The sequence below is a fragment of the Streptomyces sp. NPDC005803 genome, assembly GCF_040630435.1.
Lineage (GTDB): Bacteria > Actinomycetota > Actinomycetes > Streptomycetales > Streptomycetaceae > Streptomyces.
In genome coordinates, this window is the sequence record NZ_JBEXXO010000006.1 from 204,535 (window position 1) to 229,462 (window position 24,928).

Below are 24,928 nucleotides of genomic sequence, written 5' to 3' on the forward strand. Positions count from 1 at the left end.
GCCCGGCCGCCCCGCGGGTACGGGACCAGAACGGGCCCTCAGCCGTTCCAAACATTTCGGGCGGCGATATCCACTTAAAACATGAATTCGAGTGCAGAGCCGAGTGACATCCCCGCCCTGGGGTATCCGGCAAGCATGGACGTATCGAATGGAGCCCTGAATTCCTTGGCCCTCACCCTCGCGGACGGACGGGGCGCGACCGGGGCGGTGCTCGGTGTCGTCGGCGTGCTCCTGGTGCTCATGCTGATCGGCGCCTTCTGGCTCGGCAAGCGGCGGCACGACCAGGAGCTGCCGCCACCCCGGCCCGAGGAGCAGCCGGTGGCGCCGGAGCACCGCACCCATGTCGAGGAGCGCGACGTCCACGGCGACGACGACTTCCCCGCCGACGGGCAGAGGCTGCTGCCCTACGAGCTCGGTGACCACGGCAACGACCCCCTCCACCGGGACGACGACAAGCGGCGCGACTGAGCAGCGTCCCGGTGTCCGGAGGTCCGGGGCGAAGTGCCCATGTCCCGGAACACCCCGTCGCCGCCGGCGGTGGTGCCGACCCGGCGCCACCGGCGGCGGCGCCGCGTGTTGCGGGACCGCCCGCCCGCGGTGAGGCTGGTGAAGGCCCGAAGACCACCGCCACACACCTGCCCACTTCCACGAAGGCAGTAGGACCTATGACCGGAAGCACCCCTGGTACGGCATCCGCGCCCGCACCGCTGACCGGGCCGGCGGCGCCCTGCTGGGTCAACCTGATGACCCGGGATCTGGAGTCCGCCCAGGCGTTCTACGGCTCCGTGATGGGCTGGACGTTCCGGCCGGGCAAACTCGGCCAGGAGTTCTCCGTCGCCCGCCGCGGCGACGTGCCCGTCGCCGGGATCGGCGCCGTGGCGACCACGTTCCACGTCGCGGTCGCGTGGACGCCGTACTTCGCCGTCCAGGACGCCGACGCGACCGCTGCCCGGATCCGGGAGCGCAGCGGCACCGTGGCGGTGGGCCCGCTGGCGCTGGGCAAGGGGCGCGGCGCACTGGCCGCCGACCGGGACGGCGCGTCGTTCGGCATCTGGGAGCGGACCGCACCCGCGACCTCGCCACCCGCGCCGGACGACTACGCGCACACCTGGCTGCGGCTGCGCACGCGCAACGCCTTCGACGCCGCGATCTTCTACGGCGAGGTCATGGACTGGGCGAGCGGACGGCCCGGCTCCTGCGAGGTGACGTACGCGAAGGACGAGGTGCTCGTGGAGTGCGGCGGGCGCCAGCTGGCCCGCATCAGTTCGGGAGCCGTCGAGGCTGCCCCCGATCCGCTCGTCCGCCCCCACTGGCAGGTCAATTTCCCCGTGGACGACGTCTCCGCAGCCATCGCTTCGGCGCGGGAACACGGCGGTGCGCTGATCGAGGAGCTGTCCCGGCCGCAGGGGCGCGAGGCGACGCTGATCGATCCGGACGGCGGGCTCTTCACCCTCACGGACATTCCCGAGGCCGAGGTCGCCGGCGTGCTGTGACCCCTGGCGCGGTCACCTCTCCCGCCGGCCGTGGGACCGGGTCAGCGCCCAGGCCGGGAACACGAACCAGCAGACCAGGAACCACAGCGCCATCCCGCCGACCAGCCACAGGGCGAGCGCGTTGTGCAGCGCCACGCGCAGAATGAGCAGGAGCGCCGAGCACATCGTGCAGAACAGCAGGATCAGCCCGATCACGGTCAGGCGTGACGCCCAGGTGACCGTCTCGGGCTTCAGCCGCCGTCCGGTGAGCAGCCGGTGGTACGACACCGGCCCGATGAGCGCGCCCGCGGTGGCCGAACCGAACATCACCGTGACCACGTAGATCGTGCGGTCGGTGTCGGAGAGGTCCGCGAAGCGCGGCTGGAAGACGACGGCCAGCAGGAAGCCGAACAGGATCTGCACCCCGGTCTGGGCGACGCGCAGTTCCTGGAGCAGATCGGTCCACCGGCGGTCGGCCCGCTCCTCCGGCGTCTCCCGGCGCCCCCATCCGTCCTGGCGGCGCTCCTCCTCGGGTCGGCTCACCGTGGACCTCCGTCCGGACACGCGCAGCACCCGTGCGCCGCTGTCCTCACACGGTAGACCGCCAGGCCGGCAGGGGCCTTCCAAGGAGCCAAGGAGCCATGCCGCTCGCCGGGGGCGGGGCGGCTGCGGCACCCCGGTCGTCAGGCGACGGCGAGCAGCAGTTCGGGACGGTCCCACATCACCGCGGGCGGTGCGGCCCGCACGGTGCCGGCCCTGCGGGCGCCCACGCTCATGTAGAAGGCCTCGGCCGGCGGATGCGACACGATGCGCACCTCGGCGAGTCCGGCCGCGTGCGCTTCGTCCTTCAGGTGTCCGATGAGCAGCCGCCCCAGGCCCGCGCCCTGCGCGTCGTCGGCGACGAACATGAGGTCGAGCTCGGGCGGGTCGAGGATCAGGGCGTAGAAGCCGAGCAGCCGACCGGTGGTCTCCCCCACCGCGGCGAAGACCCTGTGCGTCTCGACGTAGTCATGACCCACGCGGTACCCGGCGACCATGGGTGCGTACGGCCCTTCGTAGGAGCGGGAGGTCCGCACCAGACGGGTCAGACGCTTCGCGTCCCGGGCGTCGGCCCGCCTGATCCGGACCTCTTCGCCCAGTGCGCGGCGGCCTTGCGACGTAATGCCTGATCTCATGAGGTGAGTATTACGCATCGGCGGCCGGCCGGCCTCCTGCGGTCAGGTGGAACGGCGGGCCGTGCGCCACTCCTGGACGAGGGCCTCGACATCGAACGGCTTGAGCTTCAGGAGCGGCCCCGGCGGCGGGCGTCTCACGGCCTCGGCGATCTTCTCGTTCACCTCGGTCAGCATCCGTCGCACCTCGCCCTCGGTCCGCGCCCCGGGTACGGCCGCGAGGGCCTCCTCCGCCTCCTTGCGCAGAGCCAGCGACGGCGGGAGCACGGACAGCCCCTCCCGCTGCATCTTCGCCTTGATCCACCACGCCTCGTCGTAGGGGCGGTCCAGACCTTCGAGCGGCTTGCCGAACCCCGGCAGCCGGGAGAAGTCACCTCGCTGCTCCGACTCACGAATCTGTTTGTCGACCCAGGACTCGAAGCTGACGCCCGCGGGTTTGCGCTCGGTCACCGTGATGCCCCTCTCGGAGATGCGTGTGATGCGGCTCCCTCAACGATACCCAGGGGCGGTACGGCGGCGTCCGGAGGGCAACTGGCCGGCCGGCCGGGTGCCTTGAACGCGGACAGCGGGGTACACGAGCACCACGCCCGGCCGATACGACGCCGGGGCACGATCCGAAAGGGATGGTGAGAGTGGAACAGAGCGACACCCGGACCGAGAAGCGGCAGGGGTGGTGACCATGACGACCGTAGTGATCATCGTCGCCGTCGTCCTCGTGGCGGCCTGCGCCCTGGCCTTCCTGTACACACGGCGGACGAGCGGACACGGGATGCGTCGCCGCTTCGGACCGGAGTACGACCGGACCGTCGCCCGCCACGACGGCGATACGAAGGCCGCCGAACGCGAGCTGCACGAGCGGCTCAAGCGGCACGGCTCCCTGCACGAGCGTTCGTTGACCCCCGAGGCGCGCGCGCAGTACGCGGAACGCTGGACACGGATCGAGGGCGGCTTCGTCGACGCGCCCCAGCAGTCGGTCGCCGAGGCGGACGCCCTGCTGGCGGAACTGGCACGCGACCTGGGCTTCCCCGACGGCAGTGACTTCGGTGAACAGAGCGCAGCGCTCTCCGTTCACCACGCCGAACACGTCAACGGATATCGCCGGGTGCACGCGGCCAAGCAGGGCGAGGGCAGTACGGAGGACATGCGGGAGGCGGTACTGGAGGCCCGCGGTCTGTTCAACGTTCTCGTCTCGAACGGCACGGACCGGCAGGTCCACCGGCACCCGCACCACGCGGAAGGAAGGGGCACGGCATGACGCACGAGACCGGACACTCACCTCGCATCCCCACAGAGGTCCCCGCGGCGGCGAAGAAGCCCCGGGCCACCACCCCCGAGCGATCGCCGTCGCTCGGCACGACGGACAGCCGCGCAGCGGACGCCGGTTCGACGGTCCCCGGTTCCGACGTCCCCGGTTCCGCGGTCCCCGGGGCGGCGGGTGCCGCATGGAAGCCGGATGACGACCCGGCCGTGCCGCCACAGAGAAGGGCCCCTGCCACCGCCACCCTGCCCGGCGATGGTGCGCCGGTGGAACCGGCACCGGGTCACCGGCCGTCCGCCGCCGGGGAGAGCACACCCGGCGCGACCCCCCTCTTCCCGGACTGCGACCACGACCGGCTCTCCCAGCGGATGCAGCACGCGGTGAGCGAGTTCGTCGAGAGCCCCCGCCGGGCGGTCGAGGAAGCGGAGAGCACGTTCGACACCGTCGTCGACGGCCTCACGAACGCGCTCAAGGAGCACCGGCGCACGCTCGCGGCCGCCGGGCGGGACGGCGAACCCGGCACCCGGACCGAGGAACTGCGGGTCACCCTGCAGCACTACCGCGACCTCACGGAGCGACTGCTGAAGGTGTGAGGCACGCGGCCGCCCGCCGTGGAGCTGCCGGCGGACGCGTCACGCCCGTCCCCGCCCCTCGCCTCTCCCACTGACCTGCCTTCTGCCGCCGGTATCCACGTACCGGCGGCAGAAGGCAGTTCGGGGGCAGGGGCCTCCGGCGTGCCGTCTCACGGATCCGCCCCGCCGGGCTTCGCGGCGGGCCGTCCGGTTCAGATCACTGGGCGCGCACCACGAGGTCGCCGCGCAGCCGCCCCAGTGCGGCTTCGGGGATGCGCAGCCCGTTGCGCGCGTACCCGTCGATCCCTCCCCAGCGCTCGTCCATGGCGTCCAGAGCCGTATCGAGGTACCGAGGCCGGACCTCGATGATCGCGGAGGCGATCTCGGGGTCTCCGCCCGCGTCGAGGTAATGCTGCACGGACGGCCGGAAGGCGACCCGCATCACCGGGTTCACCGCGAGGAACTCCGCCCTGACGGCGTCGCGAGGGGCGCCGAGCAGAAGCAGCAGCAGGGCCGCCGCCCAGCCCGCGCGGTCCTTGCCCGTGGTGCAGTGGAAGAGCACGGGGCGCGCCGCGTCGTCGGCCGCCGTCTCGAGGAAGGCGCGGTAGGCGGCCGCCGCACGGGGCGAGAGCACCACCTGCCGGTACGTCTCCGCGAACATCTCCTCCGCTTTCCCGCCCCCGAGCAGCCGCTCGGCCTCGACCGGATCGGCGAGCAGCGCGCGGAGCCTGGCCGGCGCCACGCCCGGATCGTCCCCGAGCACGTCGGCCACGAACAGCCGGGCACCGGGCGGCAGCCGGTCGGGAGCCGATGCCCGCTCGTCCGCGGTCCGCAGGTCGACGACCGTACGGATCCCGAGCTCGGCCACCGCCGCGTCGTGCACCGGGTCGAGTCCGCTGAGCTGACCGGAGCGCAGCACCGCGCCCGCGCGCACCTGACGGCCGGCGCCCAGAGCGATGCCGCCCAGATCTCGCAGGTTGAGAACAGAGGATGCCGGGAGGGCCCTGGCGGTTTGCACGATGAACTTCCTCTTTTCCCGACACGTATCCGAAATCAATTTCGGCCTGGCCGGTTCAAAAGTCGCATGATGTCGGGAAATCGACAAAGTAAAACGCCGGTGATCATCGATCGGCGTCCCGGGCAGCCCGGGAGGCTGCACGAGGAGGGCGGCGCGGGCTTCTGGCCTGGGATGCCCCTTCTTGCCTGGGGTGTCCCGTAGCCGGTCACCTCCCGGAAGGGAGCGGGTGGCGTCGCGGCGGCCGGTGGAGCGGGCCACAGGTCCGCACGGGCACTGATGCGGCACGAGCGACTCGGCCCGGCACTCCGTGCGGCGCACCTACGGCGGTACGCCGCTCGCGGTGGTGGCCGGGACGCGGTTCACGCCCATCGACTCCGCCGAGGGGCCGCGCCATCCCGCGACGAGCCGCTCCGTGAAGGGTCACTCCGCGAGGAGTCTTCCCTTCTGGGCCTCGAACTCGGCGTCGGTCAGGATGCCTTGCTTCTTCAGCTCGGCCAGGCGTTCCAGCCGGGTGATCAGGTCGTCGACGGGCGGCGCGACCGTCTGCTGCTGGGCGGCCTCCTGTCGGGCGGCCTGCATCTGCCCGGCGTCCTCCTGGTCGAACCTCGCCTGTTGCTGACGTTGGACGCGACCGCTGACCGCCGAGGCGGTACCCGCGACGACGGCTGTGCGCGCCACCGCCCCGAGCAGGCCGGGCCCGCGCCGGTTCATTCCAGGTCCTCGAAAGATCGGCATGTCCTGCGCCTTTCCGGTGCGGTGAGGTTTCGGAGTCAGCGTGCGGAAACGGCGGCCGCCACGGCGGCCTCCGCGACCTCGGCGGGGATGCGCTCATGGGCGACGAGCTGACCGCCCGACGCCCGGACCGCCTCGGTGAGCGGCAGGGCCCACAGGTCCTCCCACACGATCAGCGCCGCTGAACTGCCCGGCGGCACGTTCTCGCCCAGGGTGCGGATGTCGTCGCTGTTCAGCATGCCGCTGACCTCGCCCTCGACCGGCTCGAAGGAGACGAGGTCCTCGGGGTCGAGTTCGTCCAGCTCGATGGTCTCGATCGCGCCGTCCTCGGCCCGGTGGACGAAGGTCAGATCAAGGATGCGCACCGCCTTCGACGCGACCGCTTCCGCCAGCGCCGGCGCGATGGCACCGGTGAACCGGCTGCCGGGGAAGGCGACGACGAGGTACTCCACAGGTCCCACAGCCACGGGCGTGTCCTCTCCGGAAGGATGGGTTGCCAGCAGCATAACTTCGGACATTTATTGACGCATTGCGGCATATCGGCATCAATCCGAGGATGGGTGCTGGTTACGGCTGCTGAAAGCCTGCGTCGGAGAGAATCTTCTGCGCCTGTGACGTCGTCAGCCAGCGGACGAAGTCAGCCGCGGCCTTCCTGTTCCCCGAGCTCAGAAGGGTGGCGGCAGGGTAGGAGGCGAGGGCGTTCTGCCCGTCGGGGATGTCGACGGCGTCCACCTTGCCGGTGGCCGTGGCCGCGTCCGTCTTGTAGACGATCCCGGCGTCGGCCTCACCGAGCTCGACCTTACTGAGGACGGCCCGGACGTCGGGCTCCTCGGAGACGGGCCGGACCGTGAGCTTCTGCGCGTCCAGAACCTGCCGGCTGTAGCGGCCGACCGGCACCTCGGAAGCGGCGAGGACGACCTTCAGCCCGGCGTCCGTCAGGTCTTTCAGGCTGCGGATCCCCTCAGGATTGCCCTCCCCCGTGGCGATGACGAGCCGGTTCTTGGCGATCACGGCCGGGGTGCCGGTCTCCGACTTCAGCCCGTCCATCGTCCGGGTGTCCGCGGTGACCAGCGCGTCGGCGGGCGCCCCCTGCCTCACCTGCGCGGCGAGTTGCTGCGAACCCGCGAAGGAGAACGTCACCGTCGTCCCGGGGTGCCCCTTCTCGTACGCGGCGCCAGCCGTCCGGAACACATCAGTGAGCGAGGCCGCGGCCAGAACGGTCAGCTTCACCTTCGGCGCACCGTCGCCACTCCCGTGGGCGTCCGTCGCCGCGCCGTCACTGCCGCACGCGGCGAGCGGCAGCAGGAGGGCGGCGGTCACGGCCGCGGCGGCGGCACGGCGCCCGGTGGGGGTGAGGGACATCTGAGCGGTCTCCTTCGGACGGGGTGCACGGACTTCGGGGACGCATCGACGCGACCCGTGCGCACGAGGGGCACGGGAGGCATGCCACCACCACCCCACACCTGACCGCACATGCCATACGGTAGATGGTTTGCTCTGGCATCTGCAATGCTGTTGGTCAATTCATGGAGCACATGCCAATGCGCTTGGAGGAAGTGCCGAGCGGGGGCCCGACGACGCGGTTACGCGACGGTACGTAAAGGATCAAGTGCGTTCGGAGAGGGCAAGGTCACAGGCCGAGCCTCTGCTGCTCATCTGAGACCTGTCCTAGCATCTGGGCATGACGGTCCTGCCTGCTGACGGGCTTTCGTTGGCCGCCGAATTCCCTGACCCCGCCCACGAGCAGTGGCAGAGCCTCGTCGAAGGTGTGCTGCGCAAGTCGGGCAAGGACGTTTCGGGTTCGGCCGCCGAGGAAGCACTGTCCACCACGGTGGAGGACGGGCTCATCACTCGCCCCCTCTACACCTCGCGCGACGACGCGCCCGACCCCGGCCTCCCGGGCTTCGCCCCCTTCACCCGCGGCAGCACACCGCAGGGCAGTACGGCGGGCGGCTGGGGCGTGCGGCAGCGGCACGCGTCGACGGATCCCGTCCGGCTCAACGAGGCGGTGCTCGGGGACCTGGAGAACGGCGTGACCTCGTTGTGGCTGACCGTCGGAGGCGCCGGCGGTGTCCCGGTCTCCGGCCTGGCGCGGGCACTGGAGGGCGTCCACCTCGATCTGGCACCGCTCGTGCTCGACGCCGGGGACGAACTCGACGCCGCGGCGACGGAGTTGCTCCGGCTCCACGCGGAGCGTGGCGTTCCCGCGGACTCGGTGCGCGGCAGTCTCGGTGCCGACCCGCTGGGTCAGGCCGCCCGCAGCGGTGGCGAGGCGGACCTGACCTCGGCCGTGCACTGGGCGAAGACGTGCGCGGCCGGGTTCCCCGGGCTGCGGGCTCTGACCGTGGACGCGCTGCCGTACCACGAGGCCGGCGGCTCGGCCGCCCAGGAGCTGGGCAGTGCGCTGGCCACGGGCGTCGCCTATCTGCGGGCGCTGACCGACGCGGGGCTCGGGGTGGAGGAGGCCTGCGCCCAGCTGGAGTTCCGGTACGCGGCCACCGCCGACCAGTTCCTGACCATCGCCAAGCTGCGGGCCGCGCGCCGGCTGTGGGCGCGGATCGCCGAGGTCTGCGGGGCGCCGGGCGCCGGAGCGCAGCGCCAGCACGCGGTGACCTCGCCGGTGATGATGACCCGGCGCGATCCGTGGGTGAACATGCTGCGGACCACCCTGGCCTGTCTGGGCGCCGGCGTCGGCGGCGCGGATGCCGTGACCGTGCTGCCCTTCGACCATGCGCTGGGTCTGCCGGACGCGTTCGCCCGGCGCATCGCCCGCAACACCTCGACGATCCTGCTGGAGGAGTCCCATCTGGCCCGGGTCATCGATCCGGCGGGCGGCTCCTGGTACGTGGAGCGGCTGACGGACGATCTCGCGGATGCCGCCTGGGCCTTCTTCCAGGAGATCGAGCGGGCCGGCGGTCAGGCCGCGGCGCTCGGCTCGGGCATGGTCGCGGAGCGGCTGGCGGCCACCTGGGCCGCCCGCAGCAAGGATCTGGCCCGGCGCAAGGAGCCGGTCACCGGCGTCAGCGAGTTCCCGCAGCTCGAGGAGCGGACGGTGGAGCGCGAGCCCGTGCCGTCGGCCGTGGCGCCAGGCGGCCTTCCGGTGGTCCGTCGCGACGAGGCGTTCGAGGCGCTGCGGGCCCGTTCGGATGCCCATCTGGCGGCGACCGGCGCCCGGCCGCGGGTGTTCCTCGCCGCGCTCGGTCCCGCCTCGGCGCACACCGCGCGCGCCTCGTTCGCGGCGAACCTGTTCCGGGCGGGCGGTGTCGAACCCGTGCACGAGCCGGTCCAGGTGGACGCCTCGTCGGCCGCGGCGGCCCTCGCTGCCGCGGGGACCGACGTGGTGTGCCTGTGCTCCAGCGACGCGCTCTACGCCGAGCAGGCCGGTGAGGTCGCGGGCGCGCTCGTCGCAGCCGGGGCGCAGCGGGTGTACCTGGCCGGCCGGCCCGGCGCGTACCCGGATGTCGACGAGTACGTCTTCGCCGGGTGTGACGTGGTGGCCGTGCTCTCTTCCGTTCTCGACCGTATGGGTGTGGCGTAATGCGGATCCCCGACTTCTCCGACATCGAGCTCGGTCCCGGCGGCGGCGCCGAGGTGACCGAGGACCAGTGGCGTGCGGCGGTCAAGGAGTCCTCCGGGAGCTCCGACGGCGACCTGCTGTGGGAGACCCCGGAGGGCATCGCGGTCAAGCCGCTGTACACGGGGCAGGATCTGGAGGGGCTGGACTTCCTGGACACGCGTCCGGGCATGGCCCCGTATCTGCGCGGGCCGTACCCGACGATGTACGTCAACCAGCCCTGGACGATCCGCCAGTACGCCGGTTTCTCCACCGCCGAGGAGTCCAACGCCTTCTACCGCCGCAACCTCGCGGCCGGGCAGAAGGGCCTCTCCGTCGCCTTCGACCTGCCGACCCACCGCGGCTACGACAGCGACCACCCGCGCGTGACCGGTGACGTCGGCATGGCCGGTGTCGCGATCGACTCGATCTACGACATGCGACAGCTGTTCGACGGCATCCCGCTCGACAAGATGTCCGTCTCGATGACGATGAACGGCGCCGTCCTGCCCGTCCTCGCGCTGTACATCGTGGCCGCCGAGGAACAGGGCGTACCGCCCGAGAAGCTGGCCGGGACCATTCAGAACGACATTCTGAAGGAGTTCATGGTCCGCAACACCTACATCTATCCGCCGAAGCCCTCGATGCGGATCATCTCCGACATCTTCTCCTACACCTCGAGCAAGATGCCGCGCTACAACTCGATCTCCATCTCCGGCTACCACATCCAGGAGGCCGGGGCGACGGCCGATCTGGAGCTGGCCTACACCCTGGCCGACGGGGTGGAGTACCTGCGGGCCGGACGGGACGCCGGACTCGACGTCGACGCGTTCGCACCCCGCCTGTCGTTCTTCTGGGCGATCGGCATGAACTTCTTCATGGAGATCGCGAAACTCCGCGCCGCCCGCCTCCTGTGGGCCAAACTCGTCAAGGAGTTCGAACCGAAGAACGCCAAGTCCCTCTCCCTGCGCACCCATTCGCAGACGTCGGGATGGTCGCTGACCGCGCAGGACGTGTTCAACAACGTCACCCGCACCTGCGTCGAGGCGATGGCCGCGACCCAGGGCCACACCCAGTCGCTCCACACCAACGCCCTGGACGAGGCCCTCGCCCTGCCGACGGACTTCTCGGCACGGATCGCCCGCAACACCCAGCTGTTGCTCCAGCAGGAGTCCGGAACGGGACGGGTCATCGACCCCTGGGGCGGCAGCGCGTACGTGGAGAAGCTGACCTACGACCTCGCGCAGCGGGCGTGGCAGCACATCCAGGAAGTCGAAGCGGCGGGCGGCATGGCCAAGGCCATCGACGCCGGCATCCCCAAACTGCGCATCGAGGAAGCCGCCGCCCGCACCCAGGCCCGCATCGACTCCGGACGCCAGCCCGTCATCGGCGTCAACAAGTACCGCGTCGAGACCGACGAGAAGATCGACGTCCTCAAGGTCGACAACACCTCCGTGCGCGCCCAGCAGTTGGAGAAGCTGCGACGGCTGCGCGAGGAACGCGACGAGCAGGCCTGCCAGGACGCGTTGCAGGCGCTGACGGCGGCGGCCGGGCGGGACCCGGGGCCCGGGCTGGAGGGCAACCTGCTGGCGCTGGCCGTCGGCGCGGCTCGCGCGATGGCGACCGTCGGGGAGATCTCGGACGCGCTGGAGAAGGTGTACGGCCGGCACGCGGGCCAGATCCGTACGATCTCCGGTGTGTACCGCAACGAGGCAGGGGAGTCGCCGTCCGTGGACCGCACCCGCACACTGGTCGGCGCCTTCGAGGAGGCGGAGGGGCGGCGCCCGCGCATCCTCGTCGCCAAGATGGGCCAGGACGGGCACGACCGCGGCCAGAAGGTGATCGCCACCGCCTTCGCCGACCTGGGCTTCGACGTGGACGTCGGCCCGCTCTTCCAGACCCCGGCCGAAGTCGCCCGCCAGGCCGTCGAGGCCGATGTGCACATCGTGGGTGTCTCGTCCCTGGCCGCCGGCCACCTCACGCTCGTACCGGCGCTGCGCGAGGAGCTGGCGGCCGAGGGCCGCGAGGACATCATGATCGTGGTGGGCGGGGTGATCCCGCCCCAGGACGTGGAGGCGCTGCACGAGGCGGGCGCGGCCGCCGTGTTCCCGCCGGGAACGGTCATCCCGGACGCGGCCCATGATCTGGTGACGCGGCTCGGCGCCTCACTCGGTCACGAGCTGTGAGCCGCTGAACCCATGGCTCCGACGATCGATCTCGACAGCTATGTGAAGGGGGTGCTCGACGGGAAGCGGGCGCACATCGCGCGCGCCATCACGCTCGTCGAGTCCACCCGCCCCGATCACCGGACGCTGGCCCAGCAGGTGCTGCGGGAACTGCTGCCGCACTCCGGCAGAGCCCGGCGCATCGGCATCAGCGGAGTGCCCGGAGTCGGCAAGTCCACCTTCATCGACGCCCTCGGCACGATGCTCACCGGCCTCGGGCACCGGGTCGCGGTGCTCGCCGTGGATCCGTCCTCCAGCCGTACCGGCGGCTCCATCCTGGGCGACAAGACGAGGATGGAACGGCTCGCGGTGGACCCCGCCGCGTTCGTACGCCCCTCCCCCACCGCCGGAACGCTCGGCGGCGTCGCCAAAGCCACCCGCGAGTCCATCGTGGTCATGGAGGCCGCCGGTTACGACGTCGTCCTCGTCGAGACGGTCGGCGTCGGCCAGTCGGAGACGGCGGTCGCCAACATGGTCGACACGTTTCTGCTGCTGACGCTGGCCCGCACCGGCGACCAGCTCCAGGGCATCAAGAAGGGCGTGCTGGAGCTGGCGGACGCCATCGCGGTGAACAAGGCGGACGGCCCGCACGAGCGCGACGCCCGGTCCGCGGCGCGTGAACTGGCGGGCGCCCTGCGGCTGATGCACCCGGTGGACGCGGCCTGGACCCCACCGGTGCTGACGTGCAGCGCCCGGGAGTCCAGCGGTCTGGACACCTTGTGGGAGCGGCTGGAGCAACACCGGGCGCTGCTCGAATCGACGGGCCGGCTCGCGGCCAAGCGGAGCGAGCAGCAGGTCGACTGGGCGTGGACGATGGTGCGCGACGAACTGCTGGAGAGTCTGCGCGGCCACCCTCACGTGCGCGCTCTCGCTCCGGAACTCGAACTGCGGGTCCGGGAGGGCTCGTTGCCCGCCACGCTGGCCGCCCAGCAGATCCTGGAGGTGTTCCGGGGCCAGGGCTCGGCGCCCGGGGACGACGGGGGCCGGGCCCCGGTCAGCAGGCCTTCGTCGCCTTGAGTGCTGCGCCGGGGGAGGCGAGGATCTCTTCGTACTAGCCGAAGAAGGGGCAGCCATGGGGGACAGTCCTCCGAGGGAGCTCATCCGTCTCGCCGATGACGAGGGGAACAGCGTCACCGTCAACGTTCTGGGACGGAACGTCAGATGGGCGGCCGGCCTGGACGCCGAGATCGTCGTCAAGACGCCCTTCGTGTCCGGCCGCATCGACCTGGCGTTGTACGTTTCGAAGCTGAAAAGCTGGGCGAGTGCGCTGGACAGGCTCGACGCCGGAGAGGACGTCGCCTGGATGGAGATGAGCAGAGGGCCGTCCATCGTCATCCAACTCACCGGCGAGCGCGACTGCCCGGAGGTGGTCGTAGAGGACGAGTCGGGGTCCATGGTCACCGTGCGCGTCCCGCTGGTCCCGCCGGACGACTGGATCGCCGACCACCGGCAACGCCTGCACCGGGTGATGGACTACTGGGTGCCGATGCTGTCGGGGTAGGAGGACAAGCCGCCGCCGGCAGATGAGCGCACAGCCGAGGGCCCGCTCCAGTGGACACCGATCACGAGTCCCTCCAGGGCGGCATCGTGCAGGACGCGATCGCACCAGGTGCCCAACGGATTGAATAGTCCGGCGACCAGCCCGCTTCCACCGCCCGGCCCCGGCCGCGCACGGCAATCCCGCGTGCGCCCGCGCCTCCGGCGCGCCCCCTCAGCCCCCCGTTTCCAGACGCAGGGCGATCCCTCATGCCTTCCGCCCCTCGCAGGCCGCTTGCCCCTATCCGCCTCCCAGGTGTCCTCCACCACGCCGGAGCGGCCGCACTCGGCGGAGGAACCGAGACCAGGTTTGTTGAACTTTCACGCATCCTGATACGTTCAACCTCAAGCTTGAAACTTCAAGCATGCCGCTACTCCCGCGCCAGAGAGGCCTGCACCCATGTCTGCCACCACCACTCGCCCCGTCGACCTGCCGGCCGGCACCGCCCCTCTGGGCGGCCATTCGCTTCGCGCCTATGACGCAGGGCTGCTCCTGCTGCGGCTCGTACTCGGTGCCGTCATGGCCGCGCACGGTGCGCAGAAGCTGTTCGGTTGGTTCGGCGGAGGCGGCGTCAAGGGGACCGGCCAGTTCTTCGAGATGAGCGGTTACCCCGCCGGCGAGTCGATGGCCGTGATCGCAGGGCTCAGCGAGGTTCTCGGCGGCCTCGGCCTCACCCTCGGCCTGCTCACGCCGCTCGCGGGTGCCGCTGTCGTCGGCACGCTGATCAATGCGGTGGCCGTCAAGTGGGGCGGCGGCTTCTTCGCTCCGGCCGGCGTCGAGTTCGAGCTCCTGCTGGCCGCGGCCGCGGCCGGGCTGGCGCTCACCGGTCCTGGCCGGATCGCCGTGGACCGCTTCCTGCCGTGGCTGCGGTCCCACCGCCTCGGGTACGGGGTGGCGGCCGTGGCCCTGGGCGCGGTGATGGCCGCCCTGGTCCTGCTCATACGCAACTGAGCCGCCGAAGCCGTCGGTCTGCGCCGGCACCCTGACCCATGCCTCGGTACCCGACAGCGCTGCGGTGCGGGTCGAAGTCTCGCGTCCGATCTGGAGGACAGGCTGCCGCGTCGCGTCGTGGAGTTCCCTTCAGCCGGCGTCGCGTTCGCGGCGATCACCGCGCCAAGGCGGGCCGCGAGGACGATGACGCAACCGTCCAGGAGAGCACGCCCCGCGAGCAGGCTACGGCGAAGAAGCCTGGTACCCGGAAGCCGAAGAGCGCCTGCTTACCCGAGCACCCCGAGGTCGGTGTCCGGCCGGCAGTGCGCGCACGCCCGGACCCCCTCGCTGAGGGCGGCGAGCGCCTGCTCCCGGGTGATCTCGCGCCGGCGCTTCCCGGCGGCGTAGCAGCCGCCGACGTGGACTTCGCTCGGTGGGGCGCCTTGCCCGATGCCGACCTCCAGCACCCAGTCGGGTGCGGGCGGGCGGCGCTCCTCGCCCCGCTGTCGCTCCTTCTCTCGCTGCTCGGCCGCGCCGATCGCGGCGCGGACGTGCCCGATCCAGATGGTGAGCTGCTGCTCCAGCGTCCGGAGGCGTGGCAGATCAGGCGGCAAGTCGTACACAAGTTCTATTTTACGCCCCACCCGTGGCTCCCCTCGCCCGGCGTGCCTTTTGATCCGTCGCAGTGAAGGCTGAGGGTTGTCATCCAACATGGAGTAGTGCCGCCATCAGGAGGACACGCACAAGGCCAGCGAGGCGACGGCGGTGGTGAAGTAGAAACCGGGAAACGCGAGGTTGTAGAGCACGCGGGCGCGGAGATGGAAGGCGAGCGCGCCCAGGTAGAACAGGCCGAGACCGCAGGCCGCCGCGGTGCCGAGTGGGCGCAGTGCGGCATCGCAGAGGCCGAGGAGGAGGCCCGCCGCACCAGCCAGCTTGAGGGCGGCCAGCCGAGGCAGCCAGGACCGGGGGACACCCACCTCCGCCGAATTGGCCAGTACGAGGCGCGCACCGGCGAGGTCGGCGGCGGCGACAGCGATGTTGACGGCGGCGGTGAGCAGGGTGACGACGAGGAACGCGAGCTGGGTACCGGTCACGCCTTCAGGGTCCGCGGGCACTACGGCACCGTCCAATACCTGCTTCTATAACCTGGTGGCATGGACGTGGACACGCGCCTGCTTCGGTACTTCGCCGCAGTGGCGGACGAGGGCAGCCTGACCGCGGCAGCGGAGAGGCTGTTCGTCTCGCAGCCCGCGCTGACCAAGCAGATCCGGCGCCTGGAGGACGATCTCGGGGTAGGTCTCTTCAGGCGTTCACGGTCGGGGATGGCGCTGACCGAGGCTGGTCGTGAGCTCGCCTCGCGGGTGCCCGCACTGCTGGACGGCTGGGACGAGGCGGTGCGGGCAACCGGCCGGGCGGCGCGGGTGCTGCGCCTGGGCTTCCTGGACGCGGGCGCGGTGGGTGCCGTCCACGAGGTCATCGCCGAGTTCCGCCAGGCGCAGCCGCAATGGCGGGTGGAACTGCGGCAGTTCGACTGGTCCGACCCGAGCGCGGGACTGGCCCGGGGTGAGGTGGATGCGGCGGTGGTGCGTTTGCCGTTCCCGGGGCAGGAGAGGTTGGCGGTGCGGGAGCTGTTCGTTGAGGAGCGCGGGGTGTTGCTACCGGCTCGGCATCCGCTGGCGAACAGCGAGACGGTGGAGTTCCGGGACCTGTGGGACGAGCCGTTCGTCGCGGCCGGGGACAAGCCCGGAGCCTGGAGAGCGCACTGGCTGGCGGCGGAAGAACGGGACGGATGCCCCGTCCGGGTCGGCGCCGTTACCAGCCGTCCCGACGAGTGGCTCGCAGCGGTGGCCGGCGGCTGCGTGGCGTTGGCCCCGGCGTCGGCGGCCCGTTTCTACTCCCACCCGGACGTGGTGTTCCGTCCGGTCCGCGGGGTTTCGCCGAGCCGGGTGGGGCTGGCCCGGCCTCGGGGGCGGAGGCACGAGGTCGTGCTGGATGAGCTACTGGAGGCCATCGCGCGGCGGCTGAGCCGGAGGTGACGCCGGGGCCGACAGGCCGCCGGCGTGCCGATCGGCCGGATCGGCATCACAGCCGCGGCGGCCGGGCCGAACGGCTCGCCCGCAGGACTCCCGCGGCGACCGGGCCGGGCGCGCGTAGGCCGTGACGGCCCCCGATGGCACTCATTGTCCGATGAGAATCACGCAGCCCTCGCTGCGGCAGGTCACCTTTTGGCCGTCTGCGAGGAGGGCGGCGGCATGACCGGCGCCCCCATCTGCCGACGCCCGGAGACCGGGCGGCGAGCCAGGTCTGGGCAGAGGGTCGCGCGCGCCGGGCAGCGGATTCCGGAGGCTCGTGCGCAACCCCTTGCGCAATGGTCAAGAATCGTTGACCATTGCTCTCATGCCTACCGATGACCTTCCCGAGACGTTTCACGTCACCACGGGCGAGCAGTTACGCGCCGTCTCCAATCTCACGCGCCACCGGATCATGGCCGTGCTCCGCTTCGAGCCGGCGACCATCACGCAGATCGCCGAGCGGGTGGGCCTGGCGAAGGGGAGTTCCAGCTATCACGTGCGGCTGCTGGAGCGCGCGGGCCTGGTGAAGGTGGTGCGGACGCGGAAGGTCCGGGGCGTCACCGAGCGGTACTACGCGATGGCCGCCCGGTCGATCGCGCTGCCGGACCCGGGCGAGGGAGGGCCGGATGTGCTGATGCGGCATGCGGTGGCGGACCTGGAGGCGGCGCCGGCGGACAGCGAGCGGCACGTGCGGATGGCGCATCTGCGGCTCACCGACGAGCAGTTCGCCCAGCTGGGAGCGCGGCTGCAGGCACTGGCGGACGAGTACCAGGAGCTGTCCGATCCGTCGCTGCCGGACGCGTCACTCGTCTTCGCACTGTTCCACCCGGCACCGCGCGACCAGGCCGCGGGGGGTGCCAAGTGACCTCCGACGTACGGAAATTGCCGACCGGGTTCGGACGGCTGTGGACCGCACAGACGGTGTCCTCGCTCGGCGACGGGGTGACCCAGGCCGCCCTGCCGCTGATCGCGCTGACGTTGACGCGGGATCCGATGGCGCTCGCCGTCGTCACGGCCGCGGGGACGCTGCCGTGGCTGCTCTTCGGGGTGCTCGGCGGTGCGCTGGTGGACCGCTGGGACCGCCGGCGCACGATGTGGGTCGCGGACGCGGCACGTGCGGTGCTGCTCGCGATACCGGCGGGGGCGGCCGCGCTCGACGTGCTGAGCATTCCCCTGCTGGCGGCCGTCGCCTTCCTGCTCGGCCTCGGCGGGCTCTTCTTCGACACGGCCGCCACGGCCTTCCTGCCGGACCTGCTCCGGCGCGACCCCGCGCTCCTGGAGCGAGCCAACTCCCGCCTGCGCGGCGCCCAGACCGCCGCGTCCGGTTTCGCGGGGCCGCCTGCGGGCAGTGCGCTGCTCGCGCTCGGACGGGCAGTCCCGCTGCTGGCCGACGCGGTGTCGTTCCTGCTCTCCGCCCTGCTCGTCCGTACGCTGCCCGCCATGCCCCGCCCCGTGCCGGAGGCCCGCGAGTCTCTGCTCCGGCAGGCGCGGGCCGGGGCCTCGTACGTCTTCCGGGACCGGTTGCTGCTCGGGCTCGCGCTCCGCCCGGCGGTCGGGAACATCGCCTTCCTCGCTGTGGAGACCGTCCTCGCCCTCTTCGCGCACGAGCGCCTCGGCATCGACACCTACGGCTTCGGCCTGCTCCTCACGGCGGAGGCCACCGGTGGTCTGCTCGGCGCGGGCATCGCCTCCTACCTCGGCCGAAAACTGGGCACCGGCACCGCACTGACCTGCACCGCCGCCGTCGAAGGGCTCGCCATCCTGGGCCTGGCCGCCGCCCCGAACCCGTACGTGGCCGGGCTGGCGCTCGCCGTCTGCGGGGCCGGCATGGGCGCCACGATGGTGCTCGGGCCCTCCCTCCGGCAGGTGATCGTCCCGGCCGGCCTCATGGGCCGGGTCGCCTCCACCTCCCGCATGCTGGCCATGTGCGCCGCCCCCGTCGGGGCCTTCCTCGGCGGCTGGCTGGCCACCGCCTACGACATCCGCACCCCGCTCTACGCCGCCGCCGGCCTCCTCCTGGCGATGACGGCCATCACGGCGTCCATGACCAGCAACCGCCGGGTCGAAGCGGCGCTGCGTGCCGCCGCCCCGGCCGGCGGTCCGGACCACCCGGCATCCCGGGAACCCGCCCAGGACGGCGCACCCGACCTGTCGTGACGCCCGCCGCGAAGGCGTCACGACAAGGGACCAAGGCCCTCCAGCCGGGCCGCGGTCGCTCCTAGAGGTCGAGCTGGTACTCGTACGAGCGGTGCGTCGGCTCGTATCCGAAGGCGTCGTTGATGCGACGCATGTACGTGTTGCTGTCGGCGGTGTCCGCGAGCAGGCCCTCCAGATGCGGGTGGCGCTCGCGGGCCCCGAGGATGGACGCGGCCTTCATCCAGCGGGCGAGGCCGTGGCCCCGGTGCTCGGGCAGGACGCCCGTTCCGTAGTGCTGGGCGTCGCCCCGTCCGTCGCCCGGGACGACGAGTTCGGTGAAGCCCGCGATCGAGCCGTCGGCCTCGTCGACGGCGGCCACCGTGTGCAGCAGGTCACCGCGGTCCGTGACGGCCTGCGCCACCGCTCTGACCCGGTCGACGTCCCAGACCGTGGTCCCGTAGTCGGTGTCGTCCATGGGCATGTCGTCCATGGCGCGGCGCGACGCCGCGAACGTCTGTGCCAGCGGACCGGGGACGGTGCCGTCCCAGGAGATCAGCCGGTAGCCCGGATGCGGCTCCTCGGTCACGGCGGCCAGGGCTGTGGCGTCCACCGCCTCCAGCGGCAGCCGGGCGTAGGTGAGCCCGAGGACCCTGCGCAGCCCTCTGGCCCGCAGGAACAGATCCCCGGGGGTCTCCGCCTCGGCCTGCGCGACGAGGGAGCGCCGGCCGAGTTCCCCGGCCGCCCGGACGGCCGCGTCGAGCAGGTGCGAGCCGGTGCCCCTGCGGCGTTCCGCCGGGTGCACATGGAGTTCGAGTTCGGCGAGGTGGTCCTGGCCCTCCCGGGTGAAGACGCGGAGGAACGCCGATCCGACGGGCGCTCCCGCCTCGTCGGACGCCAGCCACGCCAGGCGGTAGGCGTGGGCGCCGCGGTCGGCGTCGGTGAGGGCGGTGAGGCGGATCGGCACGGTGTCTCCGCAGTCGGGGAGGAGGAAGGGGCCGCAGTACGAAACCACCCTCCGCTCCCCCGCCGCAACGGGGTTTCGATCACGGCCGAGGCGTCCGCCGCCTCACGTCGGCCACGGGAGCCCGACGGCCGTGCTACATTGCAACCGGTACATGTGCAGGCTTGTCCTTCAGGCTCCGGTACCGCAGTACCTTCACCACGCCGATGCGCCCGCCCTTTCCAGCAGGCGGTCCGGCTTCCTCGCAGTACTTCCCTGAGTCCGGTACGGGTTCTCCCGCCGGTCTTTCCTGCCCGCCGCCCGGGGCGTGACGTCTCCGCCCCCATCCCGGCCGGGCCCCTTCATTCGCGTGTCGCGAAAGGACCACCCCGCATGACCACCACACTCGAACACCCCGTCACCGCCGCCGCCCGGCCCCCGGCCGTCACGACCGCCGCCGGCATCCTCGACATCGCACAGCAGGGGCACGGCTCCCTGCGCTCCGCGGGCGGTCACCCCGCCCCCGGGGACGTGTCGGTCCCGGCGGCGCTCATCCGCCGCTACGGCCTGCGCAAGGGCGATGTCGTCGAAGGCGTCTGCGAACGGCCCCGCGCCCTGAGCGCCGTCGCCCGCGTCAACGGGCTGCCCCCGCAGTCGCTGCGCGGCCGCCCCCACTTCCGTGACCTCACCCCGCTCCACCCCCGGCAGCGCCTGCGTCTGGAGACACCGTCCGGCGGCCCCTCGACGCGCATCGTCGATCTCGTCGCGCCGATCGGCAAGGGGCAGCGCGGGCTCATCGTCGCCCCGCCCAGGACCGGCAAGACGGTCCTCCTCCAGCAGATCGCGGCCGCGGTCGCCGAGAACCACCCCGAGTCCCACCTGATGGTGGTGCTCCTCGACGAACGGCCCGAGGAGGTCACCGACATGCGCCGCTCGGTGCGCGGCGAGGTCTACGCCTCGACCTTCGACCGGCCCGCCAAGGAACACATCGCCCTCGCGGAACTCGCACTCGAACGCGCCAAACGGCTCGTCGAGCAGGGCCGGGACGTCGTCGTCCTGCTGGACTCGCTCACTCGCCTCTGCCGGGCCCACAACAACGCCGCCGGCCACGGCGGACGCACCCTCAGCGGCGGTGTCGACGCCGCCGCGGTGCTCGGTCCCAAGCGGCTCTTCGGAGCCGCCCGCCTCACCGAAGAAGGCGGCTCCCTGACGATTCTGGCCACGGCGCTCGTCGACACCGGCTCCCGGGCCGACGAGTACTTCTTCGAAGAGCTGAAGGGCACCGGCAACATGGAACTCCGGCTGGACCGCTCACTGGCCGAGAAGCGCGTCCATCCGGCGGTGAACATCGCCGCCTCCGGCACCCGACGCGACGAACTCCTCGTGTCCGCAGAAGAGTTGACCGCCGTACGAGGGCTGCGCCGGGCCCTGGGCACCCGGGACGCGCAGACCTCCCTGGAGACACTGCTGGAGCGCATCCGACGCACCGAGGACAACGCCGGATTCCTGCGTCTCATCCGCACCACCGTGCCTCCGGCCTGACGGGCCCCGGTGCCGGATCACTTCATATGGGCGTTCAGCGAGGCGGTGTGCTCTCGGACCTGCTCCGGGGTGAGATAGCTGTCCGTGTACTCGAAGTCCCGCAGTGTCGCGGGCTTGCGGGCCTGGAAGCCGGTACGGACGAAGTCGTCGCCCGCTGCGGCGTTGATCAGCCAGTTGGCCATGACGCGCGCCTTGGCCACGTTGGTCCGCAGCGCCGACCAGTGGTAGCCACGGGCCACGGCCTGGGCCGTCACCCCGTGCATCTCGACGCCCAGGGGCTTGGAGACGGCGTCCTTGCCGCCGAGGTCCACGACCAGTCCGAGGTCCTTGTGGACGTACGGGCGCAGCGGCTGGTGCCGGAGGGTCGCCAGCAGGTTGTCGGCGAGCCTGCGGCCCTGACGCATCGCGTGCTGGGCCGTCGGCGGGCAGACCGCGCCGTCACCCTTGGCCAGGTCCGGCACGGCCGCCACGTCCCCGAGCGCGAACATGCCGTCGTATCCGGGCAGGGTCATCTCGGGGGTCACCGCCAGCCTGCCGCGTACCGTCTCCGCGTCGAAGGTGGTGACGAGGGGGCTCGCGGCCACGCCGGCCGTCCAGATGAGCGTGCGGCAGGGCAGCACACGGCCGTCGGTGAACGTCACCGTGTCGACGCCCGCCTCGGCGACGGAGACACCGAGCGACACCTCGATGCCGCGTTCACGCAGGACCTTCAGCGCGCTCTCGCCGAGCTTGTCGCCCAGTTCGGGCATCAGCTTCGGAGCGATGTCGATCAGGTGCCACTTGATCAGCTTCGGGTCGAGCCGGGGATAGTGCTTCACCGCGTTGGCGGTGAGGCGTTGCAGACAGGCCGCCGTCTCGGTTCCCGCGTAACCGCCGCCGACGACCACGAACTGCAGCCGGGAGGCCCGCTCCTCCTCGTCGTCGCTGGCGTCCGCGAGGTCGAGCTGAGCGATGACGTGGTCACGTACGTACGCCGCCTCGGCCAGCGTCTTCATCCCGCGGGCGTTGTCGAGCAGCCCGGGGATGTCGAAGGTGCGGGTGACGCTGCCCGGGCTGAGCACGATGTAGTCGTAGGGCTCGTACACCACCTCGTCGGTGATCTTGCGGATGACGCAGACCTTCGCCTTGGGGTCCACCCCGATCGCCCCGCCGGGGATGATGCGCGTGCGGTGCCGGCTGCTCCGTCGCAGTGACACCGCGACCGACTGCGGGGTGAGGACGCCGGAGGCGACCTGTGGCAGCAGGGGCAGGTAGAGCTGGTACGAGAACGGGGCGACGAGCGCGATGTCCGCTTCACCCGGGCGGAGCCCGCGCTCCAGACGGCGTACGCACCCGACCCCGGCGAATCCGGCTCCGACAACGAGAATCCTGGGTCGTGCCACAGTGTTCGTCCCTTCTGGGGGTCTGCACGGTCGTCCGTTCGCCTGCCCCGTCACACGCGCCCGTCACCTCTCATCTTCACGAGACGGGCGTGAGTGCGCCTGCTGAGGCGGCAGAACGGACGACCTTCCCGCTCATCTGGCCAGGTACGTCACCACGGTGCAGGCGCCGCCCGCCGTGCTGACGCAGACCACCGCGGTGGCCACGCAGCGCGCCCTGAGCCGGTCGTAGCGCTCGCTGTACTCGCCGCGCAGCTCGTCGGCGCGGGCCGCGACGCGCACCAGCATCGCCCGGGAAGCGGTGGCCCGGTCCGCCACGTAGACCCGCTCCACGTCGTCGCGCTGGGCCGTCGTGAGCCAGGGCAGCTGGTCGGTGAAGCCACGGGCCAGCGTGCGCGCCTGTTCGATCTCGGCGTTCCACAGCAGAAAGCCCTCCATCTGGGCCAGCCCCCGGGCGCTCTCCGTGTCCGGGTCGGGCGCCGCCCGGTTCTCCTCTCCCCCGGCTCCGGTGCTCACGCCTGCTTGTCCCCCGGCGCCACCGTCGCGGAACGGTCGGGGCGGGTGGCGGCTTCCTCGAGCTCACGCACGGCCGGGTGGTGCAGGTCGAAGGCCGGGGACTCGGACCGGATCCGGGGCAGGGTGACGAAGTTGTGCCGCGGCGGCGGGCAGGACGTCGCCCACTCCAGCGAACGGCCGTAGCCCCACGGGTCGTCGGCCTCGACCGCATTCCCGTACTTCGCGGTCTTCCACACGTTGTAGAGGAACGGCAGCATCGAGAGGCCGAGCAGGAAGGAGGAGATCGACGAGATCGTGTTCAGCGCGGTGAAACCGTCGGCGGCGAGGTAGTCCGCGTAACGACGGGGCATGCCCTCCGCGCCCAGCCAGTGCTGCACCAGGAACGTGCCGTGGAAGCCCACGAACAGCGTCCAGAAGGTCATCTTGCCGAGCCGCTCGTCCAGCAACTTGCCGGTGAACTTCGGCCACCAGAAGTGGAACCCGGCGAACATCGCGAAGACCACGGTGCCGAAGACGACGTAGTGGAAGTGCGCGACCACGAAGTACGAGTCCGAGACGTGGAAGTCCAGCGGTGGCGACGCCAGGATCACCCCGGTCAGACCACCGAAGAGGAACGTGACGAGGAAGCCGACGGACCAGAGCATCGGGGTCTCGAAGGACAGCGAGCCCTTCCACATCGTGCCGATCCAGTTGAAGAACTTCACCCCGGTGGGCACCGCGATGAGGAACGTCATGAAGGAGAAGAACGGCAGCAGGACCCCGCCGGTGACGTACATGTGGTGCGCCCACACCGTGACCGAGAGACCGGCGATGGCGATCGTCGCGCCGATCAGACCGATGTAGCCGAAGATCGGCTTGCGGCTGAAGACCGGAATGATCTCGGACACGATGCCGAAGAACGGCAGGGCGATGATGTACACCTCCGGATGGCCGAAGAACCAGAAGAGGTGCTGCCAGAGCAGCGGGCCGCCGTTGGACGCGTCGAAGATGTGGGCCCCGAACTTGCGGTCCGCCTCCAGTGCCAGGAGCGCCGCGGCGAGCACCGGGAAGGCCAGCAGGACGAGGACACCGGTCAGCAGGACGTTCCAGGTGAAGATCGGCATGCGGAACATCGTCATGCCGGGGGCGCGCATGCAGATGATCGTGGTGATGAAGTTGACCGACCCGAGGATCGTGCCGAAACCGGAGAAGGCCAGACCCATGATCCACAGGTCACCGCCGACCCCGGCCGAGCGGACCGAGTCCGTCAGCGGGGAGTAGGCGAACCAGCCGAAGTCGGCGGCGCCGTTCGGGGTGAGGAAGCCGGCCACCGCGATGAGCGAGCCGAAGAGGTAGAGCCAGTAGGCGAACATGTTGAGCCGGGGGAACGCCACGTCCGGCGCGCCGATCTGCAGCGGCATGATCCAGTTCGCGAATCCGGCGAACAGCGGCGTCGCGAACATCAGCAGCATGATCGTGCCGTGCATCGTGAACGACTGGTTGAACTGCTCCTCCGAGACGATCTGCAGGCCCGGGCGGGCCAGTTCGGCGCGCATGACCAGCGCGAGGATGCCGCCGAAGAGGAAGAACGCGAACGAGGTGATCAGGTACATCGTGCCGATCGTCTTGTGGTCCGTGGTGGTCAGCCACTTGACGACGACGTTTCCGGGCTCCCTGCCGTGCACCGGAAGCTCGTTGGCGTAGGACTCCTCGTCCTCCGCCGGATCTGCTGTGCCCGTCGTCGTCACTGGGACGCTCCTTCGCTTGTCATCCGCGGGTGGGCGGCGCGCCCCGCCAGGTGCCGCCTCCACCGGAATCGGCCGAACGGCCCTGCGGCGCGGTCGCGCGCGTTACCGGATGCAGCAAACCAGTCACGGGGGCGCCGCGCGCGGCCC

The 24,928-nt window shown here is 71.3% G+C and carries 26 protein-coding genes; 13 read left to right on the top strand and 13 right to left on the bottom strand.

What is annotated here, in order from left to right; translation table 11 throughout:
• The first annotated feature begins 135 nt into the window (after positions 1-135).
• Positions 136-468 (top strand): DUF6479 family protein, encoded by a 333-nt coding sequence (locus tag ABZ454_RS11475; RefSeq protein ID WP_359537372.1) that lies wholly within the window; start codon positions 136-138, stop codon positions 466-468.
• A gap of 197 nt (positions 469-665) precedes the next feature.
• Positions 666-1,493, top strand: coding sequence for a VOC family protein (locus ABZ454_RS11480; RefSeq protein WP_359537374.1), 828 nt, complete (start codon positions 666-668; stop codon positions 1,491-1,493).
• 12 nt (positions 1,494-1,505) lie between these two features.
• Here ABZ454_RS11480 and ABZ454_RS11485 read toward each other — a convergent pair whose 3' ends face one another.
• From ABZ454_RS11485 to ABZ454_RS11495, 3 genes are all read right to left on the bottom strand, one after another.
• The gene (locus ABZ454_RS11485) at positions 1,506-2,015 is read right to left on the bottom strand and encodes a DUF6328 family protein (RefSeq protein WP_356322119.1); all 510 of its coding nucleotides are present in this window, start codon (positions 2,013-2,015) and stop codon (positions 1,506-1,508) included.
• A gap of 140 nt (positions 2,016-2,155) precedes the next feature.
• On the bottom strand, positions 2,156-2,647 hold the full coding sequence (locus ABZ454_RS11490; RefSeq protein WP_359537376.1) for a GNAT family N-acetyltransferase: 492 nt from the start codon (positions 2,645-2,647) through the stop codon (positions 2,156-2,158).
• 42 nt (positions 2,648-2,689) lie between these two features.
• Positions 2,690-3,094 (bottom strand): DUF1992 domain-containing protein, encoded by a 405-nt coding sequence (locus tag ABZ454_RS11495; protein WP_359537378.1) that lies wholly within the window; start codon positions 3,092-3,094, stop codon positions 2,690-2,692.
• Positions 3,095-3,323: 229 nt separating this feature from the next.
• Between ABZ454_RS11495 and ABZ454_RS11500 the strand changes: the two genes are divergently transcribed.
• Together ABZ454_RS11500 and ABZ454_RS11505 are read left to right on the top strand one after the other, a co-directional pair.
• Positions 3,324-3,899, top strand: coding sequence for a hypothetical protein (locus ABZ454_RS11500; RefSeq protein WP_359537379.1), 576 nt, complete (start codon positions 3,324-3,326; stop codon positions 3,897-3,899).
• On the top strand, positions 3,896-4,495 hold the full coding sequence (locus ABZ454_RS11505) for a hypothetical protein (RefSeq protein WP_359537380.1): 600 nt from the start codon (positions 3,896-3,898) through the stop codon (positions 4,493-4,495). Before ABZ454_RS11500 ends, ABZ454_RS11505 begins: the two co-directional genes overlap by 4 nt.
• A gap of 196 nt (positions 4,496-4,691) precedes the next feature.
• On the opposite strand, the gene ABZ454_RS11510 is transcribed toward ABZ454_RS11505, so the two are convergent.
• From ABZ454_RS11510 to modA, 4 genes are all read right to left on the bottom strand, one after another.
• The gene (locus tag ABZ454_RS11510; protein WP_356322114.1) at positions 4,692-5,492 is read right to left on the bottom strand and encodes a tyrosine-protein phosphatase; all 801 of its coding nucleotides are present in this window, start codon (positions 5,490-5,492) and stop codon (positions 4,692-4,694) included.
• 420 nt (positions 5,493-5,912) lie between these two features.
• Entirely contained in the window at positions 5,913-6,203 is a 291-nt protein-coding gene (locus ABZ454_RS11515; protein ID WP_356322113.1) for an SHOCT domain-containing protein, read from the bottom strand.
• 59 nt (positions 6,204-6,262) lie between these two features.
• A complete protein-coding gene (locus ABZ454_RS11520; RefSeq protein WP_356322112.1) occupies positions 6,263-6,691 on the bottom strand; it encodes a DUF6325 family protein in 429 nt (142 codons plus the stop codon).
• Positions 6,692-6,791: 100 nt separating this feature from the next.
• Positions 6,792-7,586: a molybdate ABC transporter substrate-binding protein gene (gene modA / locus ABZ454_RS11525; protein WP_359537383.1), complete on the bottom strand. Its 795-nt coding sequence runs from the start codon at positions 7,584-7,586 to the stop codon at positions 6,792-6,794.
• Positions 7,587-7,905: 319 nt separating this feature from the next.
• Here modA and mutA point away from each other — a divergent pair, with 319 nt between their 5' ends.
• From mutA to ABZ454_RS11550, 5 genes are all read left to right on the top strand, one after another.
• Positions 7,906-9,762, top strand: coding sequence for a methylmalonyl-CoA mutase small subunit (mutA, locus tag ABZ454_RS11530; protein WP_356322110.1), 1,857 nt, complete (start codon positions 7,906-7,908; stop codon positions 9,760-9,762).
• A complete protein-coding gene (scpA, locus tag ABZ454_RS11535; RefSeq protein ID WP_359537385.1) occupies positions 9,762-11,963 on the top strand; it encodes a methylmalonyl-CoA mutase in 2,202 nt (733 codons plus the stop codon). Before mutA ends, scpA begins: the two co-directional genes overlap by 1 nt.
• Before the next feature lie 12 nt (positions 11,964-11,975).
• The gene (meaB, locus tag ABZ454_RS11540) at positions 11,976-13,019 is read left to right on the top strand and encodes a methylmalonyl Co-A mutase-associated GTPase MeaB (RefSeq protein WP_359537387.1); all 1,044 of its coding nucleotides are present in this window, start codon (positions 11,976-11,978) and stop codon (positions 13,017-13,019) included.
• 55 nt (positions 13,020-13,074) lie between these two features.
• Positions 13,075-13,503: a DUF5959 family protein gene (locus ABZ454_RS11545; RefSeq protein WP_359537389.1), complete on the top strand. Its 429-nt coding sequence runs from the start codon at positions 13,075-13,077 to the stop codon at positions 13,501-13,503.
• A 435-nt stretch (positions 13,504-13,938) separates the two neighbouring features.
• Complete coding sequence (locus tag ABZ454_RS11550; RefSeq protein ID WP_359537391.1) at positions 13,939-14,490, top strand: DoxX family membrane protein; 552 nt, start codon at positions 13,939-13,941, stop codon at positions 14,488-14,490.
• 266 nt (positions 14,491-14,756) lie between these two features.
• Here the strand turns inward: ABZ454_RS11550 and ABZ454_RS11555 are convergent, their stop codons facing one another.
• Positions 14,757-15,092, bottom strand: a complete 336-nt coding sequence (locus ABZ454_RS11555; RefSeq protein ID WP_356322105.1) for a DUF6233 domain-containing protein — start codon at positions 15,090-15,092, stop codon at positions 14,757-14,759.
• A gap of 105 nt (positions 15,093-15,197) precedes the next feature.
• Positions 15,198-15,563 (bottom strand): DoxX family protein, encoded by a 366-nt coding sequence (locus ABZ454_RS11560; RefSeq protein ID WP_359537393.1) that lies wholly within the window; start codon positions 15,561-15,563, stop codon positions 15,198-15,200.
• Positions 15,564-15,623: 60 nt separating this feature from the next.
• Here ABZ454_RS11560 and ABZ454_RS11565 point away from each other — a divergent pair, with 60 nt between their 5' ends.
• The 3 genes from ABZ454_RS11565 (at position 15,624) to ABZ454_RS11575 (ending at position 18,698) form a co-directional block, all read left to right on the top strand.
• Complete coding sequence (locus ABZ454_RS11565; protein ID WP_359537394.1) at positions 15,624-16,505, top strand: LysR family transcriptional regulator; 882 nt, start codon at positions 15,624-15,626, stop codon at positions 16,503-16,505.
• Positions 16,506-16,866: 361 nt separating this feature from the next.
• Complete coding sequence (locus ABZ454_RS11570) at positions 16,867-17,406, top strand: helix-turn-helix domain-containing protein (protein WP_356322102.1); 540 nt, start codon at positions 16,867-16,869, stop codon at positions 17,404-17,406.
• Entirely contained in the window at positions 17,403-18,698 is a 1,296-nt protein-coding gene (locus ABZ454_RS11575) for an MFS transporter (protein WP_359537396.1), read from the top strand. The genes ABZ454_RS11570 and ABZ454_RS11575 overlap by 4 nt, the downstream gene beginning before the upstream one ends.
• A 61-nt stretch (positions 18,699-18,759) precedes the next feature.
• On the opposite strand, the gene ABZ454_RS11580 is transcribed toward ABZ454_RS11575, so the two are convergent.
• A complete protein-coding gene (locus ABZ454_RS11580; RefSeq protein WP_356322144.1) occupies positions 18,760-19,641 on the bottom strand; it encodes a GNAT family N-acetyltransferase in 882 nt (293 codons plus the stop codon).
• Between the two features lie 369 nt (positions 19,642-20,010).
• Here ABZ454_RS11580 and rho point away from each other — a divergent pair, with 369 nt between their 5' ends.
• Positions 20,011-21,159: a transcription termination factor Rho gene (gene rho, locus ABZ454_RS11585; protein WP_359537397.1), complete on the top strand. Its 1,149-nt coding sequence runs from the start codon at positions 20,011-20,013 to the stop codon at positions 21,157-21,159.
• A 17-nt stretch (positions 21,160-21,176) separates the two neighbouring features.
• Here the strand turns inward: rho and ABZ454_RS11590 are convergent, their stop codons facing one another.
• The 3 genes from ABZ454_RS11590 to ctaD form a co-directional block, all read right to left on the bottom strand.
• On the bottom strand, positions 21,177-22,541 hold the full coding sequence (locus ABZ454_RS11590) for an NAD(P)/FAD-dependent oxidoreductase (RefSeq protein ID WP_356322099.1): 1,365 nt from the start codon (positions 22,539-22,541) through the stop codon (positions 21,177-21,179).
• A gap of 132 nt (positions 22,542-22,673) precedes the next feature.
• Entirely contained in the window at positions 22,674-22,976 is a 303-nt protein-coding gene (locus ABZ454_RS11595) for a hypothetical protein (protein ID WP_356322143.1), read from the bottom strand.
• 74 nt (positions 22,977-23,050) lie between these two features.
• The gene (gene ctaD / locus ABZ454_RS11600; protein WP_359537399.1) at positions 23,051-24,781 is read right to left on the bottom strand and encodes a cytochrome c oxidase subunit I; all 1,731 of its coding nucleotides are present in this window, start codon (positions 24,779-24,781) and stop codon (positions 23,051-23,053) included.
• Between the last annotated feature and the right edge of the window lie 147 nt (positions 24,782-24,928).

What these genes read in the sequence shown, in the direction of transcription:
- modA (WP_359537383.1), bottom strand. Translation starts at nt 7,586, where the DNA reads ATGTCCCTCACCCCCACCGGGCGCCGTGCCGCCGCCGCGGCCGTGACC.
- ABZ454_RS11595 (WP_356322143.1), bottom strand. Translation starts at nt 22,976, where the DNA reads ATGGAGGGCTTTCTGCTGTGGAACGCCGAGATCGAACAGGCGCGCACG.
- ABZ454_RS11565 (WP_359537394.1), top strand. Translation starts at nt 15,624, where the DNA reads ATGGACGTGGACACGCGCCTGCTTCGGTACTTCGCCGCAGTGGCGGAC.
- ABZ454_RS11500 (WP_359537379.1), top strand. Translation starts at nt 3,324, where the DNA reads ATGACGACCGTAGTGATCATCGTCGCCGTCGTCCTCGTGGCGGCCTGC.
- ABZ454_RS11515 (WP_356322113.1), bottom strand. Translation starts at nt 6,203, where the DNA reads ATGAACCGGCGCGGGCCCGGCCTGCTCGGGGCGGTGGCGCGCACAGCC.
- scpA (WP_359537385.1), top strand. Translation starts at nt 9,762, where the DNA reads ATGCGGATCCCCGACTTCTCCGACATCGAGCTCGGTCCCGGCGGCGGC.
- ABZ454_RS11550 (WP_359537391.1), top strand. Translation starts at nt 13,939, where the DNA reads ATGTCTGCCACCACCACTCGCCCCGTCGACCTGCCGGCCGGCACCGCC.
- ABZ454_RS11545 (WP_359537389.1), top strand. Translation starts at nt 13,075, where the DNA reads ATGGGGGACAGTCCTCCGAGGGAGCTCATCCGTCTCGCCGATGACGAG.
- rho (WP_359537397.1), top strand. Translation starts at nt 20,011, where the DNA reads ATGACCACCACACTCGAACACCCCGTCACCGCCGCCGCCCGGCCCCCG.
- ABZ454_RS11475 (WP_359537372.1), top strand. Translation starts at nt 136, where the DNA reads ATGGACGTATCGAATGGAGCCCTGAATTCCTTGGCCCTCACCCTCGCG.
- ABZ454_RS11570 (WP_356322102.1), top strand. Translation starts at nt 16,867, where the DNA reads ATGCCTACCGATGACCTTCCCGAGACGTTTCACGTCACCACGGGCGAG.
- ABZ454_RS11505 (WP_359537380.1), top strand. Translation starts at nt 3,896, where the DNA reads ATGACGCACGAGACCGGACACTCACCTCGCATCCCCACAGAGGTCCCC.
- ABZ454_RS11490 (WP_359537376.1), bottom strand. Translation starts at nt 2,647, where the DNA reads ATGAGATCAGGCATTACGTCGCAAGGCCGCCGCGCACTGGGCGAAGAG.
- meaB (WP_359537387.1), top strand. Translation starts at nt 11,976, where the DNA reads ATGGCTCCGACGATCGATCTCGACAGCTATGTGAAGGGGGTGCTCGAC.
- ABZ454_RS11480 (WP_359537374.1), top strand. Translation starts at nt 666, where the DNA reads ATGACCGGAAGCACCCCTGGTACGGCATCCGCGCCCGCACCGCTGACC.
- mutA (WP_356322110.1), top strand. Translation starts at nt 7,906, where the DNA reads ATGACGGTCCTGCCTGCTGACGGGCTTTCGTTGGCCGCCGAATTCCCT.